Source organism: Alitiscatomonas sp. (assembly GCF_037242085.1).
GTDB classification, from domain to species: Bacteria; Bacillota; Clostridia; order Lachnospirales; family Lachnospiraceae; genus Alitiscatomonas; species Alitiscatomonas aceti.
This window is the reverse complement of record NZ_JAXXBR010000028.1, coordinates 1-23,912: the sequence shown is the minus strand read 5'-3', so window position 1 is coordinate 23,912 and position 23,912 is coordinate 1. Positions and strand designations below refer to the sequence as shown.

At 52.7% G+C, this 23,912-nt stretch carries 19 protein-coding genes, 3 tRNA genes and 1 pseudogene; 13 read left to right on the top strand and 10 right to left on the bottom strand.

Annotated features, from left to right (window positions below; all coding sequences use genetic code 11):
* Positions 1-152 precede the first annotated feature (152 nt).
* Complete coding sequence (locus WIH05_RS00845) at positions 153-1,277, bottom strand: M23 family metallopeptidase (RefSeq protein WP_022273018.1); 1,125 nt, start codon at positions 1,275-1,277, stop codon at positions 153-155.
* A gap of 201 nt (positions 1,278-1,478) precedes the next feature.
* Here WIH05_RS00845 and WIH05_RS00840 point away from each other — a divergent pair, with 201 nt between their 5' ends.
* Together WIH05_RS00840 and WIH05_RS00835 are read left to right on the top strand one after the other, a co-directional pair.
* Positions 1,479-2,003 carry an adenine phosphoribosyltransferase gene (locus WIH05_RS00840; protein ID WP_022273017.1) on the top strand — a complete coding sequence of 175 codons (525 nt, stop codon included), beginning with the start codon at positions 1,479-1,481 and terminating at the stop codon, positions 2,001-2,003.
* A 100-nt stretch (positions 2,004-2,103) separates the two neighbouring features.
* A complete protein-coding gene (locus WIH05_RS00835) occupies positions 2,104-2,334 on the top strand; it encodes a hypothetical protein (protein ID WP_022273016.1) in 231 nt (76 codons plus the stop codon).
* Here WIH05_RS00835 and WIH05_RS00830 read toward each other — a convergent pair.
* On the bottom strand, positions 2,307-3,851 hold the full coding sequence (locus WIH05_RS00830; protein ID WP_337424838.1) for a polysaccharide biosynthesis protein: 1,545 nt from the start codon (positions 3,849-3,851) through the stop codon (positions 2,307-2,309). The two genes, WIH05_RS00835 and WIH05_RS00830, sit on opposite strands and share 28 nt — an antisense overlap.
* 205 nt (positions 3,852-4,056) lie before the next feature.
* Between WIH05_RS00830 and nifS the strand changes: the two genes are divergently transcribed.
* The 5 genes from nifS to WIH05_RS00805 all read left to right on the top strand — a co-directional run bounded on the left by nifS (position 4,057) and on the right by WIH05_RS00805 (position 8,270).
* Positions 4,057-5,253: a cysteine desulfurase NifS gene (gene nifS / locus WIH05_RS00825; RefSeq protein ID WP_022273435.1), complete on the top strand. Its 1,197-nt coding sequence runs from the start codon at positions 4,057-4,059 to the stop codon at positions 5,251-5,253.
* A 25-nt stretch (positions 5,254-5,278) separates the two neighbouring features.
* Positions 5,279-5,719 carry a Fe-S cluster assembly scaffold protein NifU gene (gene nifU / locus WIH05_RS00820; protein WP_022273434.1) on the top strand — a complete coding sequence of 147 codons (441 nt, stop codon included), beginning with the start codon at positions 5,279-5,281 and terminating at the stop codon, positions 5,717-5,719.
* Positions 5,720-5,722: 3 nt separating this feature from the next.
* Complete coding sequence (gene mnmA, locus WIH05_RS00815) at positions 5,723-6,799, top strand: tRNA 2-thiouridine(34) synthase MnmA (RefSeq protein WP_022273433.1); 1,077 nt, start codon at positions 5,723-5,725, stop codon at positions 6,797-6,799.
* On the top strand, positions 6,796-8,076 hold the full coding sequence (locus WIH05_RS00810; RefSeq protein WP_337424837.1) for an N-acetylmuramoyl-L-alanine amidase: 1,281 nt from the start codon (positions 6,796-6,798) through the stop codon (positions 8,074-8,076). The genes mnmA and WIH05_RS00810 overlap by 4 nt, the downstream gene beginning before the upstream one ends.
* 103 nt (positions 8,077-8,179) lie before the next feature.
* Positions 8,180-8,270, top strand: a tRNA-Ser gene (locus WIH05_RS00805).
* A 618-nt stretch (positions 8,271-8,888) separates the two neighbouring features.
* On the opposite strand, the gene aroF is transcribed toward WIH05_RS00805, so the two are convergent.
* Together aroF and WIH05_RS00795 are read right to left on the bottom strand one after the other, a co-directional pair.
* Positions 8,889-9,899, bottom strand: coding sequence for a 3-deoxy-7-phosphoheptulonate synthase (gene aroF, locus WIH05_RS00800; protein WP_215652803.1), 1,011 nt, complete (start codon positions 9,897-9,899; stop codon positions 8,889-8,891).
* A gap of 307 nt (positions 9,900-10,206) precedes the next feature.
* Positions 10,207-10,809, bottom strand: a complete 603-nt coding sequence (locus tag WIH05_RS00795) for a cytidylate kinase-like family protein (protein ID WP_022273430.1) — start codon at positions 10,807-10,809, stop codon at positions 10,207-10,209.
* A 122-nt stretch (positions 10,810-10,931) separates the two neighbouring features.
* Between WIH05_RS00795 and WIH05_RS00790 the strand changes: the two genes are divergently transcribed.
* The 5 genes from WIH05_RS00790 (at position 10,932) to WIH05_RS00770 (ending at position 17,696) form a co-directional block, all read left to right on the top strand.
* Positions 10,932-11,831, top strand: a complete 900-nt coding sequence (locus WIH05_RS00790; RefSeq protein ID WP_158358767.1) for a LysR family transcriptional regulator — start codon at positions 10,932-10,934, stop codon at positions 11,829-11,831.
* A gap of 117 nt (positions 11,832-11,948) precedes the next feature.
* Positions 11,949-12,809, top strand: a complete 861-nt coding sequence (metF, locus tag WIH05_RS00785; RefSeq protein WP_158358766.1) for a methylenetetrahydrofolate reductase [NAD(P)H] — start codon at positions 11,949-11,951, stop codon at positions 12,807-12,809.
* Entirely contained in the window at positions 12,809-13,477 is a 669-nt protein-coding gene (locus WIH05_RS00780) for a vitamin B12 dependent-methionine synthase activation domain-containing protein (protein WP_215652890.1), read from the top strand. The genes metF and WIH05_RS00780 overlap by 1 nt, the downstream gene beginning before the upstream one ends.
* 6 nt (positions 13,478-13,483) lie before the next feature.
* Entirely contained in the window at positions 13,484-15,973 is a 2,490-nt protein-coding gene (locus WIH05_RS00775) for a homocysteine S-methyltransferase family protein (RefSeq protein WP_215652802.1), read from the top strand.
* A 328-nt stretch (positions 15,974-16,301) separates the two neighbouring features.
* On the top strand, positions 16,302-17,696 hold the full coding sequence (locus tag WIH05_RS00770) for a sodium:alanine symporter family protein (protein WP_022273425.1): 1,395 nt from the start codon (positions 16,302-16,304) through the stop codon (positions 17,694-17,696).
* A gap of 175 nt (positions 17,697-17,871) precedes the next feature.
* On the opposite strand, the gene WIH05_RS00765 is transcribed toward WIH05_RS00770, so the two are convergent.
* A tRNA-Gly gene (locus tag WIH05_RS00765) sits at positions 17,872-17,942 on the bottom strand.
* A gap of 13 nt (positions 17,943-17,955) precedes the next feature.
* Positions 17,956-18,028: transfer RNA gene (locus WIH05_RS00760), tRNA-Ala, on the bottom strand.
* A gap of 149 nt (positions 18,029-18,177) precedes the next feature.
* On the opposite strand from WIH05_RS00760, the pseudogene WIH05_RS00755 reads away from it, so the two are divergent.
* Positions 18,178-19,023: pseudogene (locus WIH05_RS00755) on the top strand (carboxypeptidase-like regulatory domain-containing protein); the annotation flags it as partial.
* Between the two features lie 38 nt (positions 19,024-19,061).
* Here the strand turns inward: WIH05_RS00755 and WIH05_RS00750 are convergent.
* The 4 genes from WIH05_RS00750 to WIH05_RS00735 form a co-directional block, all read right to left on the bottom strand.
* Positions 19,062-20,603, bottom strand: a complete 1,542-nt coding sequence (locus WIH05_RS00750) for a recombinase family protein (RefSeq protein WP_337424836.1) — start codon at positions 20,601-20,603, stop codon at positions 19,062-19,064.
* Between the two features lie 193 nt (positions 20,604-20,796).
* Complete coding sequence (locus WIH05_RS00745; RefSeq protein ID WP_337424835.1) at positions 20,797-22,269, bottom strand: DUF4041 domain-containing protein; 1,473 nt, start codon at positions 22,267-22,269, stop codon at positions 20,797-20,799.
* Positions 22,270-22,362: 93 nt separating this feature from the next.
* On the bottom strand, positions 22,363-23,340 hold the full coding sequence (locus WIH05_RS00740) for a minor capsid protein (RefSeq protein WP_337424834.1): 978 nt from the start codon (positions 23,338-23,340) through the stop codon (positions 22,363-22,365).
* Positions 23,341-23,354: 14 nt separating this feature from the next.
* On the bottom strand, positions 23,355-23,798 hold the full coding sequence (locus WIH05_RS00735) for an ImmA/IrrE family metallo-endopeptidase (protein WP_337424833.1): 444 nt from the start codon (positions 23,796-23,798) through the stop codon (positions 23,355-23,357).
* Positions 23,799-23,912: the final 114 nt, after the last annotated feature.

Below are 23,912 nucleotides of genomic sequence, written 5' to 3'. Positions count from 1 at the left end.
CCCTGGGCCAGAGCCAGGCGAAAAAGGTGCTGATCCCGGTGAACCGGTGCCAGCATTTTGTGGTGGGCTGCCAGGATCTGCCCCTGGGCGATTATGTAAAGCTGGTGGTGGAGCAGGTGGAGGCCATTAAGCGGGGAGACTGCTAAGGGGCTTTATCCCTCCGGCTCCCGCTGGTCATAGACCCGTTCCCATTCCTTTGTCCCCTCCACCTTTGCCACCTGGCTCTGGTTCATCCGCAGGAATTTTACCAGCTCATAACAATCGATCCAGATCTCGTTGTTCCCTTCCTTCTGGGATTCATCGAAGATCAGCTGGAGGCCGAAATGGAGATGGGGCGTGTCGATGTTGTTGGTGTTTTCCGTGGAGCTGTATCCGGTGCGGCCCAGGTAGCCGATCACATCTCCGGCAGTGACCACGCTGCCTTCTGAGAGACAGCTCTGGTAGGGATAATTTTTTCTCAGATGGGCGTAGTAATAATACCGTTTTTTATCGAAGCTGCGGATGCCGATGCGCCAGCCGCCGTACTGGTTCCAGCCCAGGGCCTCCACGGTGCCGGATTCCACGGCGATGATGGGAGTCCCCACCTGGCCCATCATGTCGTGGCCCAGATGGCGGCGCTTGTAGCCGTAGGAGCGGGAAACGCCGAAGTCGTCATAGTCGCTGTATGGGAAGTCTCTGGCGATGGGGGAAAAGGCCTTGAGCCCGTATTTGGTGACCCAGGTCCCGGATGGATCCCCGGATCCAGTCTCTTCCGTGGAAGCCTGCTCCGGTCCGGCTGTTTCTGGCGTGGCCTCTTCCGGTCCTGCCTCCTGTTCAAAATAGCCCACCATGCCGCCCAGGACTGCGCCGTAGGCTTCTTTATAATAGGGATAATATTTCAGGCCCTCTGCCAGCGTATCCATGGATGTGCCGTTTTTTAAGGCTTCGGCCAGGGAATCCAGATCGGCCTGGCGGAACCTGGAAAAATCGCCGCCGTACCGCGCGCCTAAAAATGCCAGGAGCTGGATCCAGTCCAGGTGGACCGGAGCCTGACAGGTGTTGATATCCAGGCGGAAGGCCTTTTCCATGACCTCTGCCGGGACGGTGAAATCCACCCAGCGGATGAAGTCCTTTTCCTTTTCTTCCCCAGGGGGCGCGCTGTCGTCCTGTTCTGAAAGGAAATACGTCTCCGAGGCTGCTTCCCGGCTTTTTAAGCCCAGGGAAAGGGTGAGAAAGGACAGGACCAGAAGCTGTATCACGATGATGACAGACGCTTTTGTTATATGGAACGGTTTCATGGCATACACTCTCCTCCAGGGATTTGCGGGGCAGAGTTCCCGGCCCTGATGCAGAACGGGAGGGAACGCCCCGCAGACATTATATGGGGACAGGCCGGAGAATATGCCGGTTGTCAGGAAAAATGAATTGTGCTATGATAGGGCGTAGCAGGAGGAACCGGCGGCAGGAACGCGGGACTCCCGGAAAGGACGGAAGGAACAATGAAAAAACTGGAAGATTATGTGATCAGCATCCCGGATTTTCCCAGTCCCGGGATCATTTTCAGGGATGTGACATCCATTTTACAGGATGGAGAGGGCCTTCATCTGGCCATTGACCAGCTCCTGGAAATGGTAAAGGATGTGGATTTTGATGTGATCGTGGGAGCCGAGTCCCGTGGCTTTATTTTCGGGATGCCCGTGGCTTATGAGCTCCACAAGCCCTTTATCCTGGCAAGAAAGCCGGGAAAGCTGCCGCGGGAGACGGTTTCTATGGATTATGAGCTGGAATACGGCACAGGGACCATCGAGATGCACGCAGATTCCATTAAACCCGGCCAGAAGGTGGTCATCATCGACGATCTGATCGCCACCGGAGGCACGGTGGAGGCCATTGCAAAGCTGGTGGAAAAGCTGGGCGGCCAGGTGGTGAAGATCTGCTTCATCATGGAGTTAGCGGGCCTCAAGGGCCGGGAAAAGCTGGCTGGCTATGATGTGGAATCAGCCATTATCTATGAAGGAAAATAACGTGTAAAAGCAGCGGGACGGGCTGGAGGAGCGCAGGAGGAAAGCGCCCCCGGCCCGTATTCTGTACCCATAAGGGACATCGTGGAAAGGAAGGATAAGGATGCGGGAGATCGTTTTTAAAATGGAACGGCCCGGCCTGGTGGAGGAGGGCCAGACCGTGGAGGTGAGCGAGTCGGTGTCGCCGGTGAACGTCAACTATATGATCGAGCCGGCGGTGGCCATGTCGGGGCTTTTTAAGTTTAACGAGCGGTTAAAAAGCCGCCAGGGCGTGGTAAAAAAGATCGTGGAAAACGACCGGGGCTTTTATGTGACCGTGGAATTTGACGAGTGATCCGGCCTTTTGTGGAACAGCAGCAAAAATAGAAGATATCCGGTGCAGACCAGCCCGATCTGGAGGACGGTGCCGAAAAAGGGAGGCAGGCTGCCGGGAAGGGGCAGCGGATCCGGGAATAGGGAGAAGATCCCCAGGGCTGACGCCAGGCAGAACGAGGGCTTTACGATCACCGCCCAGGCGTTGGGAGCATACCGGACCAGCCTTCTTAAGGAGTACAGATGAAGGAGGGAGAGGACCAGCTCTCCGGCCAGCATACCCCAGAGGCAGGCACGGATCCCGGCCCGGGGGATCCCGAAAAACACAAAGGCCAGGCGTACCAGCAGGGAGACCAGGTTGTGGAGAAAGGTAACGGAGGTCTTTCCCAGGCCGTTTAATACGCTCCCCATGGTGGTGGACAGATAAAGGAAGGGACAGAGCCAGGCCAGGATGGAGATGAAGCTTCCGGCCTCGGCGCTCTTAAACACCTGGAGCCCCAGGGAATCTCCAAAGGATGTGAAGATCCCGATGCACAGGACCCCCATATAGGCGCTGTACCGGAAGGACAGGGCGATATTTTTCAGGATCCCGGAGCGGTTTCCCAGGGACTGGTGACGGGCCACCGAAGGCAGGAGGACCACTGCCAGAGAGTTTATGATGGCCGAGGGGAACATGACAAAGGGCAGGGCCATTCCTGTGAGGACACCATAGACGCTTAAGGCCTGGGACCGGGAAAGGCCGGAAAGCTCCAGGCGGACGGGGATCAGAATGGCCTCCAGGCTCTGGAGAAGGTTCATGACCAGCCGGTTGCCCATGAGGGGCAGGGCCATGGCCAGGAGCGGGGCTGCGGCTGTGAGGACAGAAGAGGGGGCGGGGCGTCCGGAAACGGATGGCCCGTCTTTTTTCCTATTTCCAAAAAGAAGAAAGGAAAGCAGCGTAAAAAGGGCGGAGCCGGCCTCCCCGGCCACCAGGCCGGCCACAGCCGCCAGGACCGTCACCGGCCTCCCCTGTTCCTCCCAGATCCTGGCAATGAGAAAGACGGTGAAGATGCGGATGCACTGCTCCACCATCTGGGAAAGGGCCGGGACCTGTACCTTTTCTTTTCCGTAATACCAGCCGCATAAGCAGGCATGGACGGACGTGCACGGAATGGCCAGGGCCATGGCCGGGAGCAGGGGCGCGCACCGGGGCTCCATCAGTACCTGGGACGCCAGGAAGCCGGAGAAGCGGATGATGACGGCAGCCAGTCCCAGGGCCAGTGAAAAGGAGATGATAAATCCGGCAAGGAGAGTCCTTCCAGCCCGGTCCCGGTCGGCAGCGGTGAAACGGGAGATGGCCGTCTGGATGGAACCGGCGCAGATGGAAAAACAGATGCCGTAGATGGGAAAGACCATCTGGTAAACGCCCAGGCCCTCGGCTCCGATGGTGCGGGACAGGAAGATACGGTAAAAGAATCCCAGGATCCTGGAGGCAATGCCGGTCAGGGTAAGGAGGAGGGCTCCGGCCGCCAGGGTATGGTTTTTGAAATAAGAGTGCATGGGGCGCTCCGCGAGGAGAAGATTTGCCACAGTATATGTGAAAATGATTCTCGATATTATTATTTTTTTCTTAAATCTGCCAATATCAGTTGAAAAAACCAGAGAGTATCATATATAATGTAGGATAGCCTCCGGAAACGGGGGCAGAAATAAAAAATATAGAGTAGATGAGGCTTTTAACCTGTATTTACGGAAAGGCGGATTTATGAAGAAGGTAATTTATCTTGACAACGCAGCCACCACCCGGGTGCGCCCGGAGGTCGTGGAGGCGATGCTCCCGTATTTTACGGAGCACTATGGAAATCCCTCTTCGGTGTACGATTTTTCCACACCGTGCAAAAAGGCAATGGCCCACACAAGAGAAGTGATCGCAGGATCCCTGGGTGCCAGTGAAAATGAGATCTATTTCACCAACGGCGGCACCGAAGCCGATAACTGGGCGTTAAAGGCGGCGGCTGAGGCCTACGCTTCCAAGGGGAAACACATTATCACAACACAGATCGAGCACCATGCTGTCCTCCACACCGGCCAGTATCTGGAAAAGCTGGGATATGAGGTAACGTATCTTCCGGTGGATGAGAACGGAGTTGTCAGCGTGGACGCGTTAAAAAAGGCGGTCCGTCCGGATACGATCCTGATCTCCGTGATGTTCGCCAATAATGAGATCGGTACCATCGAGCCCATCCGGGAGATCGGCGAAGTGGCAAAGGAGCACGGCATCCTGTTCCATACGGACGCGGTCCAGGCCTACTGCCACGAGCCCATCAACGTGGATGAGCTTCATATCGACATGCTCAGCGCCAGCGCCCACAAGTTCAACGGCCCCAAGGGCGTGGGCTTCCTTTATATCCGGAAGGGGCTGAAGCTTCGATCCTTTATCCACGGCGGCGCACAGGAGAGAAAGCGCCGGGCCGGTACGGAAAACGTGCCGGGGATCGTGGGGCTTGGAAAGGCTGTGGAGCTTTCCCTGGCTTCCATGGAAGAAAATAAGAAAAAAGAGACAGAGCTCCGGGATCATCTGATCCATAGGGTCATGACGGAGATCCCTTATGTACGGCTCAACGGCCACCCGTCCCAGAGACTGTCCAACAATGCCAACTTTTCGTTCCAGTTTATTGAAGGAGAATCTCTTCTGATCATGTTAGACATGGCCGGGATCTGCGGCTCCTCCGGTTCGGCATGCACCTCCGGGTCCCTGGATCCGTCCCATGTGCTTTTAGCCATCGGACTGCCTCATGAGATCGCCCACGGCTCCCTCCGTCTGACCTTAGGGGAAGAGACCACCATGGAGGATATCGACTATACGGTGGACCAGCTGAAACGGATCGTGGAGCGGCTCCGCTCCATGTCGCCCCTTTACGAGGACTTTGTAAAGAGCAGAGAAAAGAAGGAAAACCAGTAAAACAGGAGAGAAAAGGAGAAAATATATGTATTCAGATAAAGTAATGGACCATTTTGAGCATCCGAGAAACGTGGGAGAGATCGAAAACGCCAGCGGCGTGGGAACTGTGGGAAATGCCAAATGCGGAGATATCATGCGGATCTACTTAGATATCGACGATGCGACCCATATGATCCGGGACTGCAAATTCAAGACTTTTGGCTGCGGTGCGGCTGTGGCCACCAGCAGCATGGCCACCGAAATGGTAAAGGGAAAGACCATTGAGGAGGCCATGCAGGTGACCAATAAGGCGGTGATGGAGGCTCTGGACGGTCTTCCGCCGGTGAAGGTACACTGCTCTCTGCTGGCGGAGGAGGCGATCCATGCGGCCCTGTGGGATTATGCAGAGAAGCACGGAATCAAGATCCAGGGTCTGGAAAAGCCCAAGTCTGATATCAGCGAGCACGATGAGGACGAGGAATATTAAGGAATGGGAAAAAAGGTAGTAGTAGGCATGTCCGGCGGCGTCGATTCTTCGGTCGCCGCCTGCCTTTTAAAGAAGCAGGGCTACGATGTGATCGGAGTGACCATGCAGATCTGGCAGGATGAGGATCCGGAGGAGACAGCGGAAAACGGGGGCTGCTGCGGCCTGACCGCCGTGGAGGACGCCCGGAAGGTGGCCTGGAGCCTGGGGATCCCGTATTATGTGATGAATTTCCGGAAGGAATTCAAGGCTGCGGTGATGGATTACTTTGTGGAAGAGTATCTTCACGGGAGGACGCCCAATCCATGCATTGCCTGCAACCGGTATGTGAAATGGGAGGCCCTTTTGTCCAGGAGCCTGGAGATCGGGGCGGATTATATCGCCACGGGCCATTATGCCCGGATCCTTAAGCTGCCCAACGGCCGGTATACGGTGAGGAATTCCGTGACGGCCCAGAAGGACCAGACGTATGCCCTTTATAACCTGACCCAGGACCAGCTTGCGCGGACTCTGATGCCGGTGGGGGACTTCACAAAAGAGGAGATCCGCCAGATGGCAGAGGACATGGGGCTTCCCGTGGCAAAGAAAAAGGACAGCATGGAGATATGCTTTATCCCGGATAACGACTACGCGGCCTTCATCCAGCGGTCGGCCGGAGAGGTGCCGGGAGCCGGAAACTTTGTGGATAAGGAAGGGAAGATCCTGGGACGCCACAAGGGGATCACCCACTATACGGTGGGCCAGAGAAAGGGACTGAACCTTTCCATGGGCCATCCCGTATTCGTCACCGGGATCCGTCCGGAAACCAACGAGGTGGTCATCGGGGAAGGGGACGATGTGTTTTCCGATTTCCTGGTCTGCGGCGGGCTCAACTGGATGGCGGAAGACGGCCTTCACGGTGAGGAGCGCCGAGTCATGGCCAAGATCCGTTACAGCCATAAGGGCGCGCCCTGCCTGATCCGGGAACGGGAGGACGGGACCGTGGAATGCCGGTTTGAAACGCCCCAGCGGGCCATCACCCCGGGACAGGCCGTAGTATTTTATGAAAATGATCATATATTCGGAGGAGGGACCATCCTGTGAAAGAACGTATAAAAGGGCGGAAACTCCTCCGCCTGTTTCTGGTGTGCGTCCTGGGGACGGCTCTTCTTTCCGGCTGCGGCGGCATGAACCGGTACCAGACCATGGAGCTGGAAACAGAAACGGAAGCGGCTTCCGGGACAGAGGATATGACCGTCATCACCATGGGAGAGACAGCGGCAGAAGAGGACGGGACAGAGGCCGTGGAGAGCAGCCCGGAGGAAGCGGCAGCAGCAGAACCGGAGACGGAAAAGTACCAGCCTGTGGATGAGACCGTGGTGGTAAAGGCGGACCTTTTAAATGTGAGAAAAGAGGACCGGGCCGACGCCAGGATCTACGTCCAGTTAAAGAATGGGGAAAAGCTCCGGCGGATTGGCTATAACGAAGAGTGGAGCCAGGTGGAGTATGACGGCAAGACCGCCTATGTGGCCTCGGATCTGGTAGAGGTATGGATAGAGGAGACGGATGCCCCGGAAGCAGAACCCCAGACGGCAAAAGACAGTTCTGCGGAACCCCAGGCGGGGCCGGAGGGCGCACCCGGAAGCTCCGGGGAAGATCCCCAGCCGGCTGTGGATGGAGCCGGAGCGGTTCCGGCAGATGCATCCGGCCGGGCGGCTGAGGCCCAGGCAGAGGTGCCCTGGAATGGCCATACGGTGGCCATTGACGCCGGACACCAGGCCAAGCCCAATGCAGAAAAGGAGCCCATCGGCCCAGGCTCTGAAACCATGAAGGCCAAAATGCCCCAGGGCGGCGTGGGGGCCGTATCCGGCGTAAAGGAATATGAGCTGACCCTGACGCTGGCAAAAAAGCTGGAGAAGGAGCTGAAGGCCAGGGGCTACCATACGGTGATGATCCGTACCGGACATGACGTAAACTTAAGTAATTCCCAGCGGTCAGCTATGGCCAACGACAGTGAGGCGGAGATCTTCATCCGGCTCCATGCCAATTCCATGGAAAACTCCAGCGTTTACGGCGCTCTGGGGATGTGCATGACGGCCCAGAACCCCTATAACGCGGAGCTCCACGACCAGAGCTACCGGCTGGCCAAGTCCATCATCGACAACATCTGCGCCCAGACGGGAACGAAAAACCGCGGGGTCCAGGAGGTGGACAATTCCGGCGAGATCAACTGGAGCCAGATCCCGGTGGCTGTGGTGGAAGCGGGATTTTTAAGCAATCCCGACGAGGACCGGTGGCTTCAGGACGAAAGCTACCAGGATAAGCTGGTGGCCGGGATCGCGGCGGCTGTGGATTCGTATTTCGGGGGAGCTGCAGAATAAAAAATGAAAAAAATTCGATTTTCCACTACACAAAAGAAGAAATATCGTGTATAATAGGGAACAGCGGTCTGGAGACTCCGGGCCGTCTGTCCCATAAGTATACGGAGACGTAGCGAAGCGGTCGTAACGCGGCGCACTCGAAATGCGTTTGCCGGCTAATACCCGGCACGTGGGTTCGAATCCCACCGTCTCCGCTGAAGCCCTTGCAAGTCAAGGGCTTTTTTCTATGTCATAGGAAAGTGCGTCCCATGACATAAAAAACGCTCCGCGGGGATCGCCATGCGGCGGAAGGGAATTATGCCGCAGAAGCGTCCCGCCGCAGGCGGAGAAGCCCGCAATCGGACTTCCTTCTTGTTTACAGCATGGAAAAGCCGTCCTTAACTGGGATACCGGCCAGATACTGTGTGCAGCTCCTCGCCGTCTCCAATGAGGACTGCGGCAGCTGTCTGTCAGATCCAGGCGATGGACTGAGGGGCAGACAGGCTGCCAGGGATGAAAGTTTATTCTGCACATACCTATACAGGGTATAGATGGCGCTTTTGGGCATAAAACGGTGCTTTTTTCTCCAATACCCAAAAAATCTGGATCTTTAAGGAAAATCCGGCGGTTTTCCCCGGAATTTTGGGTATATCTGGAAAAAACTGCCGTATATGCCCAAAGCCCTGGGGCCAGGCAGACGGCAGGACCGGATGCTGAGAATTTCACGCTCCAGAACCGATCCCGACACAGCCATTATGTATCGGAAAACAGAACCTGCGAAAACAGCTATGACAGCCGCCAATCGGCACCGTCATAGCTGTTTTTATGGGGTATCAGTCCAGGATCCGGAAGAAATCCACGGTCCGCTGGATCTTTTTCATCAGTGTGTCGAACATCTGGGGAGTTAAGGACTGGGCTCCGTCGCAGAGAGCCTTCTCCGGATCATTATGGACCTCGATCATCAGACCGTCGGCTCCGGCGGCAATGGCTGCCAGGGCCAGGGGCTCTACCATGAATCGGATCCCGGATGCATGGCTGGGATCCACGATCACCGGCAGATGGGTCTTCTGCTTTAACATGGGAATGGCGGAGATATCCAGGGTATTTCTGGTGGAGGTCTCAAAGGTGCGGATTCCCCGCTCGCAGAGGATGACGTTTTCGTTTCCTCCGGCCATGATGTACTCGGCGCTCATTAAAAGCTCGTCCAGGGTGTTGGCCAGGCCGCGCTTTAAAAGGATGGGCTTCCGGATCTTTCCCAGCTCCTTTAAAAGCTCGAAGTTCTGCATATTCCTGGCTCCCACCTGGATCACGTCCACATCTTCAAAAAGAGGAAGGTGCTCGGCGCTCATGATCTCTGTGACCACTGGGAGTCCCGTGGCTTTTTTGGCCTCCAGAAGAAGATCCAGGCCCTGCTCATGGAGTCCCTGGAAAGCATAGGGGGAGGTCCTGGGCTTGAAGGCCCCTCCCCGTAAAAGACGGGCTCCGGAGCGCTTTACATCCTCGGCCACCTGGGTGATCTGCTCTCTGGTCTCGATGGAGCATGGACCGGCAATGACCTGGAAGTGCCCGCCGCCGATCTTCTGGCCGCAGACATCCACCACAGTATTTTCCGGGTGCATGGACCGGCTGGCCTTTTTATAGGGCTCCCGGATCCGGCGTACATCCTCTACCACGTCCATGGCCTTCAGCCAGTCCTCATGGATCGATGTGGTGTCGCCGATGAGGCCGATGAGGGAGGTCTGGGTTCCCTGGGAAAGATGGAGCTTAAAGCCCTTGTGCTCAAGCTCCTGCTTCAGGATCTCTACTTTCTCCGGATTGGCATTTCGTTTTAAGATAATGATCATATTCGTTTTCCTCCTGGTTGAAATTCCTATGACATGAAAAAACCGGCGTCTGCTGGGAATGCAAACACCGGCTCCTGGTTTTCGGAAATCTTTAAGAGAAATCGGGAGAGGTTTGTTTTCCGCAGCAAAAGCAGTCCGCGCTATAATAATAACCCGGAAAAGAATAGAAGAAATAATAAGAAGCGTTCCATGCGGTATTCTTCATGATCTGCTGCGTCCTTTCTGAAATCTCATGTTCTGGAAACCATCATACAGCGGATGGTCCCTTTTGTCAACAGAAAATTTAATTGTTTAAAGCGTAACGGTTTTAAGTGAGAGAGACCATGCTGGAAACAATATCCACACACTTCTGGATCCCCAGCCGTCCGCTGTTTAAGCAAAGATCGTAATTCTTCGGCTTTCCCCATTCATTGCCGCTGTAATACTGGTAGTAATCCCGGCGCTTCTGGTCGATGGTACGGATCCTTGCTTCCATTTTTTTTACATCCACAGTCTCATCCTGTTCCAGGGAGAGCAGCCGTTCCACCCGCTTTTTTAAGCTGGAGCAGATGAACACGGAGAACGAGTCTTCCACGATCACATCCGAGCAGCGTCCGATGATGACACAGGGGCCCAGACTGGCCATTTTTTTGATGATCCGGGACTGGATCACAAAGAGCTGGTCAGAAACGGGCACCTCATAGGTGGAAGAGAAGGGATCGATCACGGCGTATTGGTAGTCGATCCGTTCTTTATGGCCGATCACTTCATCATTGGCATGGAAGATTTCCTCGGAGATATTGCTGTCTTCGGCGGCCATGGAGATGATCTCTTTATCATAAAAAGGAATCCCCAGCTTTTTTGCAAGGCGGTAGCCGATCTCCCGTCCGCCGCTGCCGAATTCCCGGCTGATGGATATGACTTTGCTCATAATTTTGCCTCCCTTTTTGATATAGTATCCCTATCATACCATACTTTCTGCCAATTTCCAACAATTCTCTTTTTTTTCCATGGATTTTCGTGTATCATAGGAGGAAAAACAGGAGGTGTACTATGACTCTGACCCAGCTTCGCTATGTGATCGCCGCCGCCGACACAGGCTCCATGAACGAGGCGGCAAAAAAGCTCTTTATTTCCCAGCCCAGTCTGTCCCAGGCCCTCAGAGAGCTGGAAAAGGAGATCGGGATCGAGATATTTTTAAGAAATAACAGGGGCGTGATCCTGACAGAGGAGGGCAAAGAGTTCCTGGGATACGCAAGGCAGGTGACAGAGCAGTATGAGCTGATGGAGTCCCGGTACGTGGAAAAGAAGGACGTGAAGAAGAAATTTGCCGTCAGCATGCAGCATTATACCTTTGCGGTCAGTGCCTTCATCGGGATGGTGAAGCAGTTTGGCATGGAGGAATACGAGTTTGCAGTGCGGGAGACCACCACCTATGAAGTGATCGAGGATGTGAAAAACTTCCGGAGCGAGATCGGGATCCTTTATGTCAATGAATTCAATAAGCGGGTGCTTTATAAGCTGTTTTCCACCATGGATCTGGAATTTGAGCTGCTGATGGACTGCGGCGTATATGTATATATGTGGAAGGGCCATCCCCTGGCTGGGAGAACGAGGATCTCCATGGAGGACCTGGAGCCATATCCCTGCCTTTCCTTTGAGCAGGGCCAGTATAATTCCTTCTATTTTGCGGAGGAGGTCCTCAGTACCTATGATTACAAACGCTCCATTAAGGTCAGCGACCGGGCCACCATTTTAAACCTGATGGTGGGTCTCTGCGGCTATACCCTTTGCTCCGGCATCATCTGTGAGGAGCTCAACGGCTCCGATTACTGTGCGGTCCTTCTGGAAGGGGAGGAGACCATGACCATCGGATATCTGAAACGGAAGGGGGCAGCCTTAAGTCCCCTGGGGCAGAAATATCTGGAGGAGCTGGAGAAGGTCCTGGTATAGAACAACTTGATATAGGAAAAACCTTTAACAAGACGTATTTTTTCTATATTAGACAGGGACGCATTTTTGTGATAGCATACCTTCATTACAGAAAATGACTAAAGGCAGGCAGAAGATATGAAGATCACAGAAATCTTATCCCAGGAAAAACCAGTTCTTTCCTTTGAAGTGTTCCCTCCCAAAAAAGAGAGCGCATATGAGACCGTGGAGCAGGCGGCGGTGGAGATCGCCAGGCTTTCCCCGTCGTTTATGAGCGTCACCTATGGGGCCGGCGGCGGCACCAGCCAGTATACGGCGGACCTGGCGGCCTGCCTGGCGAAAAAATACGGAGTCACGTCCATGGCCCATCTGACCTGTGTTTCCTCCACCAGGGAGCATGTGATGGGCGTGGTGGAACGGCTCAGGGAAAACGGGATCGAAAACATCCTGGCGCTCCGGGGGGATATCCCTTCGGACGGTCATGTGGAAAAGGATTACAGCCACGCCAGTGACCTGGCGGCAGAGCTGGCGGCCATGGGAGATTTCTGCATCGGCGGCGCCTGCTATCCAGAGGGCCATCCCGAATCGAAGAATAAAGCAGAGGACATCCGGTATCTGAAGGAAAAGGTGGACGCAGGCTGCAGCTTCCTGACGACCCAGATGTTTTTTGACAACGATCTGTTCTACAACTTCCTTTACAGGATCCGGGAGGCTGGGATCGCCGTGCCGGTGGTGGCCGGGATCATGCCGGTAACAAACGCAAAGCAGATGAAACGGATCCTCAGCATGTCCGGAACGGTCCTTCCCACCCGTTTTAAAATGCTGTTAGACAGGTTCGGGGACGATCCGGCGGCCATGAAGCAGGCGGGCGTCGCCTATGCCGTATCCCAGATCATCGATCTGGTGGCCAACGGGATCCATGCCATCCATATCTATTCCATGAACAAGCCGGATGTGGCGGAGCAGATCAAGAGCAGCTTATCGGAGATCCTGGTATGATGGAGGACAGGGTCCGCAGGAGCGAGGTGTTCCGGTATCTGGGATATGGGAACCGGATCCCGGATGAGGAAACAGGAGAACTGGCAGAGGAATGTATAAAAGAGCTCCTGCGGGTATCAGAAGAGCGGATTTGTGTACGGGAGTTTCCGGTGACGGTGCGGGACGGGAGCCTGGACTGCGGCTGTTTCCAGACCTCCAGCAGAAGTCTTTTAAAGAACCTGGGCGGCTGCGCCCGGGTTCTTGTGATGGCGGCGACCCTGGGGACGGGAGTGGACCGTCTGCTCCTTAAGTACGGGAAGCTTTTTATGGCCAGGGCTGTGGTCATGCAGGCGGCAGCAGCGGCTCTGATCGAGGAGGTCTGTGACAGGAATTTTGAGTCCTGGCGAAAGGAATATGAGGAAAAGGGGCTTTACCTGCGGCCAAGATTTTCTCCGGGCTACGGAGATTTCCCGTTAAGCGTCCAGAAGGACCTTCTGGGAGGGCTGGAGGCCGGGAAGCGCCTGGGGATCACTCTGACAGAGGGAGGCCTTATGATGCCGTCCAAATCCGTGACGGCGGTGATCGGGATCAGTCCGGTAAAGGGCTTCTGCCGGACAGAAGGGTGCGAGGCATGTGAAAAAAAGGACTGTCCGTACAGGAGGAGCCTGGGACAGGGAAGGGAGACGTAAAGACAGATGGATATCAGGGATGAACTGAAGCGGAAGCGGATCTTTTTTGACGGAGGCATGGGGAGCATGCTCCAGGAGTGGGGACTTCTGCCGGGAGAGCTGCCGGAGACATGGAACCTTTCTCATCCGGAGGCCGTGAAGGAGATCCACCTGGAATACTTAAGGGCCGGGGCCGATGTGGTGACAGCCAATACCTTTGGGGCCAACGGGTTCAAATATAAGAAAGACGAAGGATACAGCCTGGGATCCATTGTAACGGCGGGCGTTTCCCTGGCAAAGGAGGCTGTAAAGGAGGCCGGGCATGGATATGCGGCCCTGGATCTGGGGCCCACGGGGCGGCTTCTGGCCCCCTGCGGGGATCTGGATTTCGAGGATGCGTGTAAGGCGTATAAAGAGGTGGTGGAGGCCGGAGTCCGGGCAGGAGCCGATCTGATCGTCATTGAGACCATGGGAGACAGCTATGAGTTAAAGGCAGCGGTGCTGGCAGCCAAGGAGGTCTCATCCCTTCCGGTGTTCGCCACAGTGACTCTGGACGAAAAGGGGAAAATGCTCACGGGAGGAACGGTGGAAACGGCGGCCGCCCTCCTGGAGGGGCTGGGAGCGGACGTCATAGGCCTGAACTGTGGTCTGGGCCCGGTCCAGCTGCTGCCGTTCATGAAGCATTTAAGGAGCGTCTCATCCCTTCCTTTGATGGTAAATCCCAATGCCGGCCTTCCCAGGAGCGAGAACGGGCGGACCGTGTATGACATCGATGCCTGCGGCTTTGCCCAGGCCATGAAGGCCATGGCGGAATGCGGAGTTTCGGTCCTTGGCGGCTGCTGCGGGACCACGCCGGAGCATATCCGGAGACTTAGAGAGGTCTGCGGTCCGCTTCCTCTGCTTCCGGTGGAAAAAAAGGACCGGACGGTGGTCTCCTCTTACGGGCAGGCGGTGATCCTGGGCGAAAGGCCTGTGATCATCGGAGAGCGGATCAACCCCACGGGAAAACCCAGGCTTAAGCAGGCCCTGAAGGACCGGGATATGGCGTATATCCTGAACATGGCCGCCTCCCAGGAGGAGAATGGGGCGGATATCCTGGACGTGAACGTGGGACTTCCCGGCCTCGATGAGACGGCAGTGATGACAGAGACCGTAAGAGAGCTCCAGAGCGTAACAGATCTGCCGCTGCAGATCGATACCTCAGACGTAAAGGCCATGGAACAGGCCATGCGGATCTATAACGGAAAGCCTATGGTCAACTCTGTCAACGGAAAGAAGGAGGTCATGGAGGCGGTGTTCCCGCTGGTGCGGAAGTACGGAGGCGTGGTGGTGGCCCTGTGCCTGGATGAAAACGGGATCCCGGAAACGGCGGCCGGAAGGCTTGCAGTGGCGAAAAAGATTTACGAGACGGCGGCCTCCTACGGTATTGAGAAGAAGGATATCCTGGTGGATGCCTTGTGCATGGCTGTGAGCTCGGATAAGAACGGGGCCATGACCACCCTGGAGACTGTAAAACGGGTCAAGGAGGAGCTGGGAGGAAAAACCGTGCTGGGCGTGTCCAACATATCCTTTGGCCTTCCCATGCGAGAGCATATCAATTCTGCGTTCTTTCTGCTGGCGCTGGAAAACGGCCTGTCTGCGGCGATCATCAATCCTGGCCTCCCGGCCATGGCGGCCGCTTATAAGAGCTTTCTGGTCCTCCATGGGATGGATGAGAACTGCTCTGGCTACGTGGAAAAATACGGGCAGGAGGAGGCGGCCAGGAAGGCAGAACAGGAGGCCCGGAAGGAAGCGGCGGCTGGAATCCGGAAAAACGGATCTCAGGGAACTGGGGAAACTGAAAGTTCCGGAGGTCCCTATGGTCCGGCAGCGCTGGAAGGAGATCCGGCAGAGACTCCTTTAAAGCGCAGCATAAAGAAGGGGATGATCCAGGCGGCTGAAACGGCAGCCCGGAATGCCCTCCTTTCAGCAGATGCCCTGACCGTAATAAACCGGGAGATGATCCCGGCCCTGGACGAGGTGGGAAAGGGCTTTGAGGCCGGAACTGTGTTCCTTCCGCAGCTTTTAATGAGCGCTGAAGCTGCCCGGGCTGCCTTTGGTATCATGAAGGAAAAGATGACAAAAGACGGAGTGGAGCGGGAGAATCGGGGCGCGGTGATCCTGGCCACAGTCAAGGGAGATATCCACGATATCGGAAAAAACATCGTAAAGGTCCTGCTGGAAAATTATGGGTTCCAGGTGATGGATCTGGGGAGAGACGTGCCGCCGGAGATCATTGCCGCCGCCGCTGTGGAAGGCCATGTCCCTGTGGTGGGGCTGAGCGCCCTTATGACAACCACGGTCCCTGCCATGGAGAGGACCATCCGGCTTTTAAGGGAAAAGGCACCCTGGGCTAAAATCATGGTGGGCGGCGCGGTACTCACAGAGGAGTATGCCAATTCCATCGGCGCCGACGCGTATTGCAAAGATGCCATGGCATCCGTGAATTTTGCAGTCAAATATGTTAAAAAAATATAAAAAAATTAAAGATGAAGTAAAAATAATAAAGAAAAACCAATAAAAACAGATGGTAATAAATTGACATCATTTGTGCAACATGGTATATTAAATATGTAATCGATAAAATCTATACGGAAATGCAGATACATAGAAAAAAGGTATCCGAGGGGTAGGATACGGAAGGCTGCCTGGTGATCCAGACGCCGGAATATGCATTCCGCAGGGGGAGATTTTAAGATTTTATTGTATACATATGTCCCCTATGGTCTGGAACTCCAGACCAGCAAAGCTGTAAGGATTCCGGCTCCTGCCGGGATCACATTATGCAATAATAGGAGGAAATACTATGCAAGCATTAACTGACACCTTACTGCCTATCGTGAATACCATTAATGGATATCTGTCTGACTATATCCTGGTATTCCTTCTTATGGGAGCCGGCCTGTACTTCAGCTTCAAGACGAAATTCGTTCAGGTACGCTGCTTTGGAGAAGGTATGAAGCGGGTATTCGGAAACCTGACTTTAAGCGGCAAGAAGCATGAGAGCGGAATGAGCTCCTTCCAGGCGCTGGCCACAGCCATCGCTGCCCAGGTTGGTACCGGTAATATCGTCGGCGCCTCTGGTGCGATCCTGACCGGCGGTCCTGGAGCTATTTTCTGGATGTGGATCATCGCGTTTTTCGGTATGGCGACCATTTATGCCGAGGCAGTTTTAGCCCAGAAGACACGTGTGAAAAATGAAGACGGTCAGTATCTTGGCGGACCTGTTTACTACATCCGCACTGCTTTCCAGGGCAGCCTTGGAAAATTCCTGGCAGCCTTCTTCGCCATTGCCATCATCCTGGCTCTGGGCTTTACCGGCTGTATGGTACAGTCCAACTCCATCGGCTCTACTTTCAGCACAGCCTTTGGTGTTCCGTCCTGGATCGTTGGTATCATTTTAGTAGCAGTATGTGGATTTATTTTCGTTGGCGGCGTTCAGCGTCTTGCTTCCGTTACGGAGAAGCTGGTTCCCATCATGGCAGCTGTATTCCTTCTGGGCGGCGTTGTTGTCCTGATCGCAAGGATCCAGTATGTTCCGGCAACTTTTGGGATGATCTTCAAATATGCCTTCCAGCCCCAGGCCATCGTCGGCGGTGCTTTTGGTACTGCATTAAAGGCAGCCATCAGCCAGGGTGCAAAGCGCGGCCTGTTCTCCAATGAGGCTGGTATGGGTTCCACACCTCATGCTCATGCACAGGCAAACGTAAAAGAGCCCCACGAGCAGGGCTGTGTGGCTATGATCGGTGTTTTCATCGATACCTTCGTAGTTCTTACCTTAAACTCTCTGATCGTGATCTGTACGCTTTACACTCCCGATGGCCCCTTAGCAGCAGGCTACACCGGAGAGATCGTAAATGTGCTTAACAACACGAACCTGGCCCAGACCGCCTTCGGCGTTGTGTTTGGTGCGGATCTGGGTGCGAAATTCGTGGCAGTCGCTCTGTTCTTCTTCGCGTTCTCCACGATCCTCAGCTGGAATATGTTCGGTAAGGTAAATACGGAGTACCTGTTTGGCAAGAAGGGCGTGACCGTTTATACGATCATCTCTCTGATCTTTATCTTCCTGGGAACCACCACCTCTTCTGATCTGGTATGGGCTCTGTCCGATATGTTCAACCAGCTCATGGTTCTTCCCAACGTCATCGGTCTCGTTGGCTGTACAGCCCTCGTAGTATCCCTGACAAAATTCAAAAAATAAGACTGGAAATCACCCCCGATATGAAAAAAGGCCTTTCGCTGTATGGTGCAGCGGGAGGCCTTTTTATGGGCTGGAAGTTACAGAGAAACCCAGGATGGGAGACGGGCTGGGAAGAACAGATGAAAAAACCCCTTATAGTTATTGGATCTTTCAACAACTATAAGAGGTCTGATACAGCAGATAACGGGAGTCGAACCCGCCTTTCCAGCTTGGGAAGCTAGCGTTCTACCGATGAACCATATCTGCAAAAAAGAAAAAGTGGAGCATATGGGATTCGAACCCACGACCTTTTGAATGCCATTCAAACGCGCTCCCAACTGCGCTAATGCCCCAGTGCCTATATACTACCACAAAAGGATCATTTACACAAGCCCTTTTTTGAAATTTTTTTGTTTTTTTGAATGATTCTTTCTATTTGACAGGGAAACTCCATCCGTCCTGGCGCATATGCTATCCTAACATTCTTTATTATGAGGCAGACATGGCACAAGGTTATCTGCAGGTAGATGTGGTTTCAGATACAAATAATTTTCCGGTCACAGATGCCAGCATCTCCATATCAAAGACAGAGACGCCGGAGGAGATTCTGGAGGAAGTGAGGACAGACAGCTCCGGCCAGACAGAAAATGTGGCTCTGGAAGCCCCTCCGGCGGAGCTTAGCCTGGCTCCGTCCGGGGAGAGGCCTTACGCAGAATATACGATCCGCATCACAGCGCCGGGATACGAACCTCTGGTGATCTCCGGAACAGAGATCCTGGCAGACGCCACAGCGATCCAGCCGGCCAGGATGATCCCGGCGGCGGATCTTGGAGGAGAAGAGGATATTACGATCCCCGATCACACTTTATACGGAAATTATCCGCCTAAGATCGTAGAGGGTGAGATCAAGCCTGTGACCGGAAGCGGTGAGATCGTCCTTTCCCGGGTAGTGGTCCCCCAGACGGTGATCGTCCATGACGGTGTCCCCACCAACGCATCGGCCCCCGACTATTACGTTCCATACAGGGATTATATTAAAAATGTAGCGTCCAGTGAGATCTATGCCACCTGGCCAAAATCATCCATAATAGCCAATGTGCTGGCCATCATGTCCTTTACCCTGAATCGTGTATACACGGAATGGTACAGGAACCAGGGATACGATTTTACCATTACCTCGTCCACCGCCTATGACCATAAATGGATCTATGGCCGCAACATCTATGAATCCATTTCTGTTGTGGTGGATGATATTTTTGACAATTATCTGTCCAGGCCGGAGGTGAAGCAGCCGATCCTGACCCAGTACTGCGATGGGAGACAGGTGACGTGTCCGGGGTGGATGACCTTTTTGCTTTTGCGTATACACATCAAAAAAGCTAGGTTTTATGCGGGGTTGCGGGGATCCTGCTCCCGGCTCTGTTCTTTTAAATAATAGAAAACATCGATGTGCATGGTATCTTTGTGGAAAACGATCCGGTCTACGATGCTGCGGAGAGCGACATTTTTCTGGAGAGCAGAAAAGCGATCAGACCGCAGTATGTCGGTAACGGACCGGATGTGATCCAGCATCTGCCGTTCCTGGCTGCCGCTGTCTGCGTTCTCTTCCGGCCCGGCCGCTTCCAGCTGCTTTAAGGATTCGGCCAGGGTCTCCCGCTCCTTCTGGATCAGGAGTTTATTCTGCTTGTACTCCTCCAGGGAGTCGATCCCGTCCATATAGGCTGCCTTCGCCCGCTTCTCCTTCAGTTCCAGCCGGTCTACCATATTTTTCAGCAGTTCCATTTCATGGCTGTCCTCAGCTTTTACCACGGACTTAACCTCATAATCGACGGTTCCGGCCTCCAGGACCTCCTGTAGGGCGTTCAATACCGCCGCGGCGATATCTTTTTCAGTGACATAGTGGCTGGCCCGGCATTTGCCTTTCAGATAGCCATAGCACTGGAAAGAATAATGGTCTCCGGACTTCGTGTGACGTACACAGGAGGAGAGAGTACGGCCGCAGGCAGAGCATTTGAGCATACCGGAGAGCCAGTGCTTTGTCACTTCGGCCGGTTTTGCGTTTTTCGGCCGGTACTCGGACTCGAACCGGAGCATCGCCTGGTTATACAGCTCCTCGGATATGATCGCCGGGTGGGTCCCCTTGGTCACGATCCACTCAGACCGGTCCCGGATCTCATTGGTCTCGTTGCAGGTCCTGTTCCACCGGACGATCCCGGCATAGGCAGGATTCTGGAGGATATATTCCAGGGACCTTTTTTCAAAGGGCTTTCCCTGGCTGGTTTTAAGGCCGAGGCTATTCAGATACCGGGTTAGGGCAAAGATGCTCATCTTGTGGTTTACATACCGGTCAAAGATCATCCGGACAATTTCTGCCTCCTCCGGAACGATTTCCGGGGTCGCATTGTGGTACGGGATCCGGTATCCCAGGGGCGGGCGGCACTGGTACCCTCCGTTCTGGGCCTTGGTCTTCATGCCGCGGGTGACATCCTGGGCCAGATTGTAAGAGTAAAACTCATCCTGCCATTCGATGATCATTTCAATCAGACGGCCGTACATACCATCCAGGACCGGTTCCGAGATGCTGATCACATCGATGCCCAGCTTTTTCCGCAGCATTCCCTTGTAGAAGGTGCTTTCATCCTGATTCCTGGCAAATCTGGAAAATTTCCAGACCAGGATACAGTCAAAGGGCTTTGGGGTAGTCTTGGCAGTGGCGATCATGCGCTGGAATTCCGGCCGGTTGTCGGCCTTTTTCCCGCTCCGTCCCTCGGATTCCATGAAGATGTATTCTTTCGGGATCACGATCCGGCTGCTCTTGGCATACTGGACAATGGACTCCAGCTGGGACTCAGGGCTCAGGTCCATCTGGCCGTCAGTGCTGACCCGGATATAGGCGGCGCCGACCTTAAGGGCAGTAGTGCTTGTCATTACATCATCTCCTCGTATAGATTGTATGGGTGTTGGGTATAAAAAATACGCCCCTTGCCAGAGCGCTCCGGAGATGATATAATCCAGGTGTCTAATCTGATATATCTTTCCGGGAGATCCTGGTAAGAGAAATCTATGGAAGCCGTCTGGTGCTGGTAACACCGGGCGGTTTTCCTGTTTTAAAAGAAAAATGTTAGGATGCCTGTTTCCTGGTGGATTTCATTTTCATGCTTACGCGGTATTGCTCAGCATCAGGAACATCAACAAATTCCACTGTTTTATCAAAGTTTTTCTTTACAACTTCTTTTATTTCATCTAATGTAACATTAAAAAATTCACGTCGCTGATTTACCATATTTAATTTTCTATCTTCAAAGGCTTTGTGTAACGCATTTTCGAGTGCCGGCGCATCATCCGAAAAGATCATTGCATGGACATCAAAGTTAAATGGGACGGACGCATCCCCCAACTCATCGATACGATCTTGGGGATCGAGTCGCCTGGTCATCCCAATTTTAAATACATTCTCTCCAAAAGCACCGATATTGGAGATGATGTACACATATCCCGCCCGCATATTTGCCTGTCGGTAATCAATGTCAGCTAATGCTTTATCAATATCCAGGAGATGATTCTCCAGTTCAGTTTTCTTGGCTAAAAGGTCTGCATTTTCAGGGGACTGTTCGAGCTGTTGCTGTAATCGTTTAAAGGCCGCCTGGTAATGGCTCTGTTCCTTCTCGACTTTCTTACGTTGCTCATCAATTTCTTTCTGGATGCGGGCCTGTTCTCTCTGTTCAGCACGGGCAGCCTTCTGTTCTTCCTTCTCCTGCTGCTTTTTCTGGGCATATTCAAAAGCTAAGCGGAGCTCCTTAATTTTCAGATTAAGATAGTTTTGATTAATAGAAATTCCCATAACAGTCCCTAATTTGGAAATTGTATCCGCCGATTTATAAATTCTATCCAGAGAAGCGTCGAAGTTAGTATACTTCACACGAGAAATCAGATCGTCGCATTCATTGTTGAAAGCACGTAAAAGCAACTTTTGAGTATCATTAACCATCTTTCTTCCTTGCGCCTTACTCCCATTAACTTCCCAGTTTGTATTTCCGACAACAGCAGATTTCTGTTTTATTAACTCTTTTTGCCGTGCGCGTATTTGCTCGAGTTTCTCTTTGTAGTCAAGAGCGGACGCAAAGTTATATTGTGGTTTATATAATCCAAATTCCTGAACAAGAATTTCGTCATCCAACTGGATAATTTGCTTTTTCCGATTGGCAATTTCCCTATCAAAGCGTTGTAGGTCTTGTTCTTTTTGGGCCACAGCTGCTTTTGTATCCCGATGGATCTGTTCAAGTTCAGATAATTCGGATTCCTTTTCAGATTGTAAATTACTGATGAGGAGTTGTAATTCTCGTGCGTCTTTCATTTCTGGCGTGAGCATCTTTTCAAGGGACGCATACTGCTCTTGTAATTGATCTAAGTCATTTTTTGTGGCATCGTATTTATGGGACTGACTTTCCAGGTTTGAGTAATTCTGCCATAATTTCCTGTCATTTGCGTACTGCAAAATTAAAAGAATTATGCCCGCTATACCGGGAATAACAAAAGGCCATAGGAAGAGTAGAGCTCCAATAAACCACGTCTGTAAATACCATTTTCTTTTCATACATGTACCCCCTATTTTTATCTTAATCTTAATTCGATCATTTCCTTCGGATATCCCCCTCTTTGAAATTGCTCCGCCTGTGAGCAGAGGAGCTTATAAATACTTTTCTTTATATTCCTTATAGGTCATATCTCCAGGTACCTCTATGGTCTTTCCCGTCTCCGGATCCCTGGCCACCCTGGTGAGACCTTCGGTCGGAGTATCATCATAGTGGGGGACTGTGGTGCACCGGCATCCGGCATGAAATGGTGGAAAATTTAGTCCTATAACAGCATTTTCTACGAGGAATATTTTTCCGTCCAATTCTCCACAGATTTCACAGGTCTTGTCATCCAGTGCAGAAAGGATCTCATACTTTTCCACTCCATCCATTTCATAGCTCTCTATATCAGAGCGTCCAATTTCCAGAGATGTTATATCATCGCATTTAGACAGAAAGTCGAGTGCTTTTGAGGATAAACAGTATTCTTTTTGATTCTCTCCATTTAGGGAAATTAATGATAAATCTGCGTGCTTCAGTATCCTGTCAATTAATTCTTGTTTTTTTCCACTCACAGGTAAATTCTGTGATCTCAAAATATCTCTCAGGTCAACTACTTTTAAAGCCTTAAGTTTCTGGTTTAAATCCATTTCGACAAGATACCCCTCTTGGATTAGCTGTTTATGAAACTGCAAAGGATTTTCTATCCCCCAGCTATAATTCATGTAAGAGGGGTATTGTTCCGTACATAAAATGCGGGGGTGTTTTTTACACCATTTTAAAAATAATGATACGGTGCGAATACTGTTGACATGTTCCATTTTGGGGTTACAGTATTCCTCTTCGTGATCCGAAGGAGGTATTTCTTTTGTCTCATTTAAACCCGACACATCCTGTGGAGGGAGAAAAACTTCGCTTTTGTCAGGAATATTTTTCTTTTTTCTAAGTGAAAAAAGAAGCAGTAGAGATAAAAACAGGCATGCGACTCCTGCATAGAGGTTGTTTTCTCCGCCGGGGATGTCACGTTGGGAAATTCCAACAAAGGAAAGAAGTCCAAAAAGAAATATGCCGATAATTTTTAACTTTTTCATAGCGCCCCCTATTTTTATTTTAATCTTAATTCGATCAGCTCTTTTGGGTATCCGGTGCAGCTACAAAACTGCTCAATGGTACACCCCCTATATTCGGATATCATATCGTCATCAATGAGCAGCTCAGCCGCAAACCGGTTAGCTTCCCGCTCAATCCCCGATGTCAATAACAGGGTTTTATTTTTTATAAAGGCACAATTCTCCTTCCGATGGAGAAGTGCGTGGCCAAGTTCATGCGCCACGATAACCAGAAACAGCGGGCTGTCCACCGGTATGTCCGAATTTACAAAGATCCAGCGCTTTCGCTTTATGAGTTTGTAATTCCCCAGGATGTTACCCAGAGGGACAATGGCGATCCGGATCCCGGCGGCCTTTGCAATCGTAACTGGGTTCCTCGTCCCAGTCAGCCGGACATAATATCGGATTAGCCGCCTGGATTTGTGGTCGGTACTCTCCAAACGATATCACCCCTTATTTTTGTGAGGATTGTATATTTCCTTGTTTTCCTTTTTGGTTTCTCTCAATGCAAACTCAAATGCGTTTCTCAGCAAGCTCAAGGATGCCTGATCGAT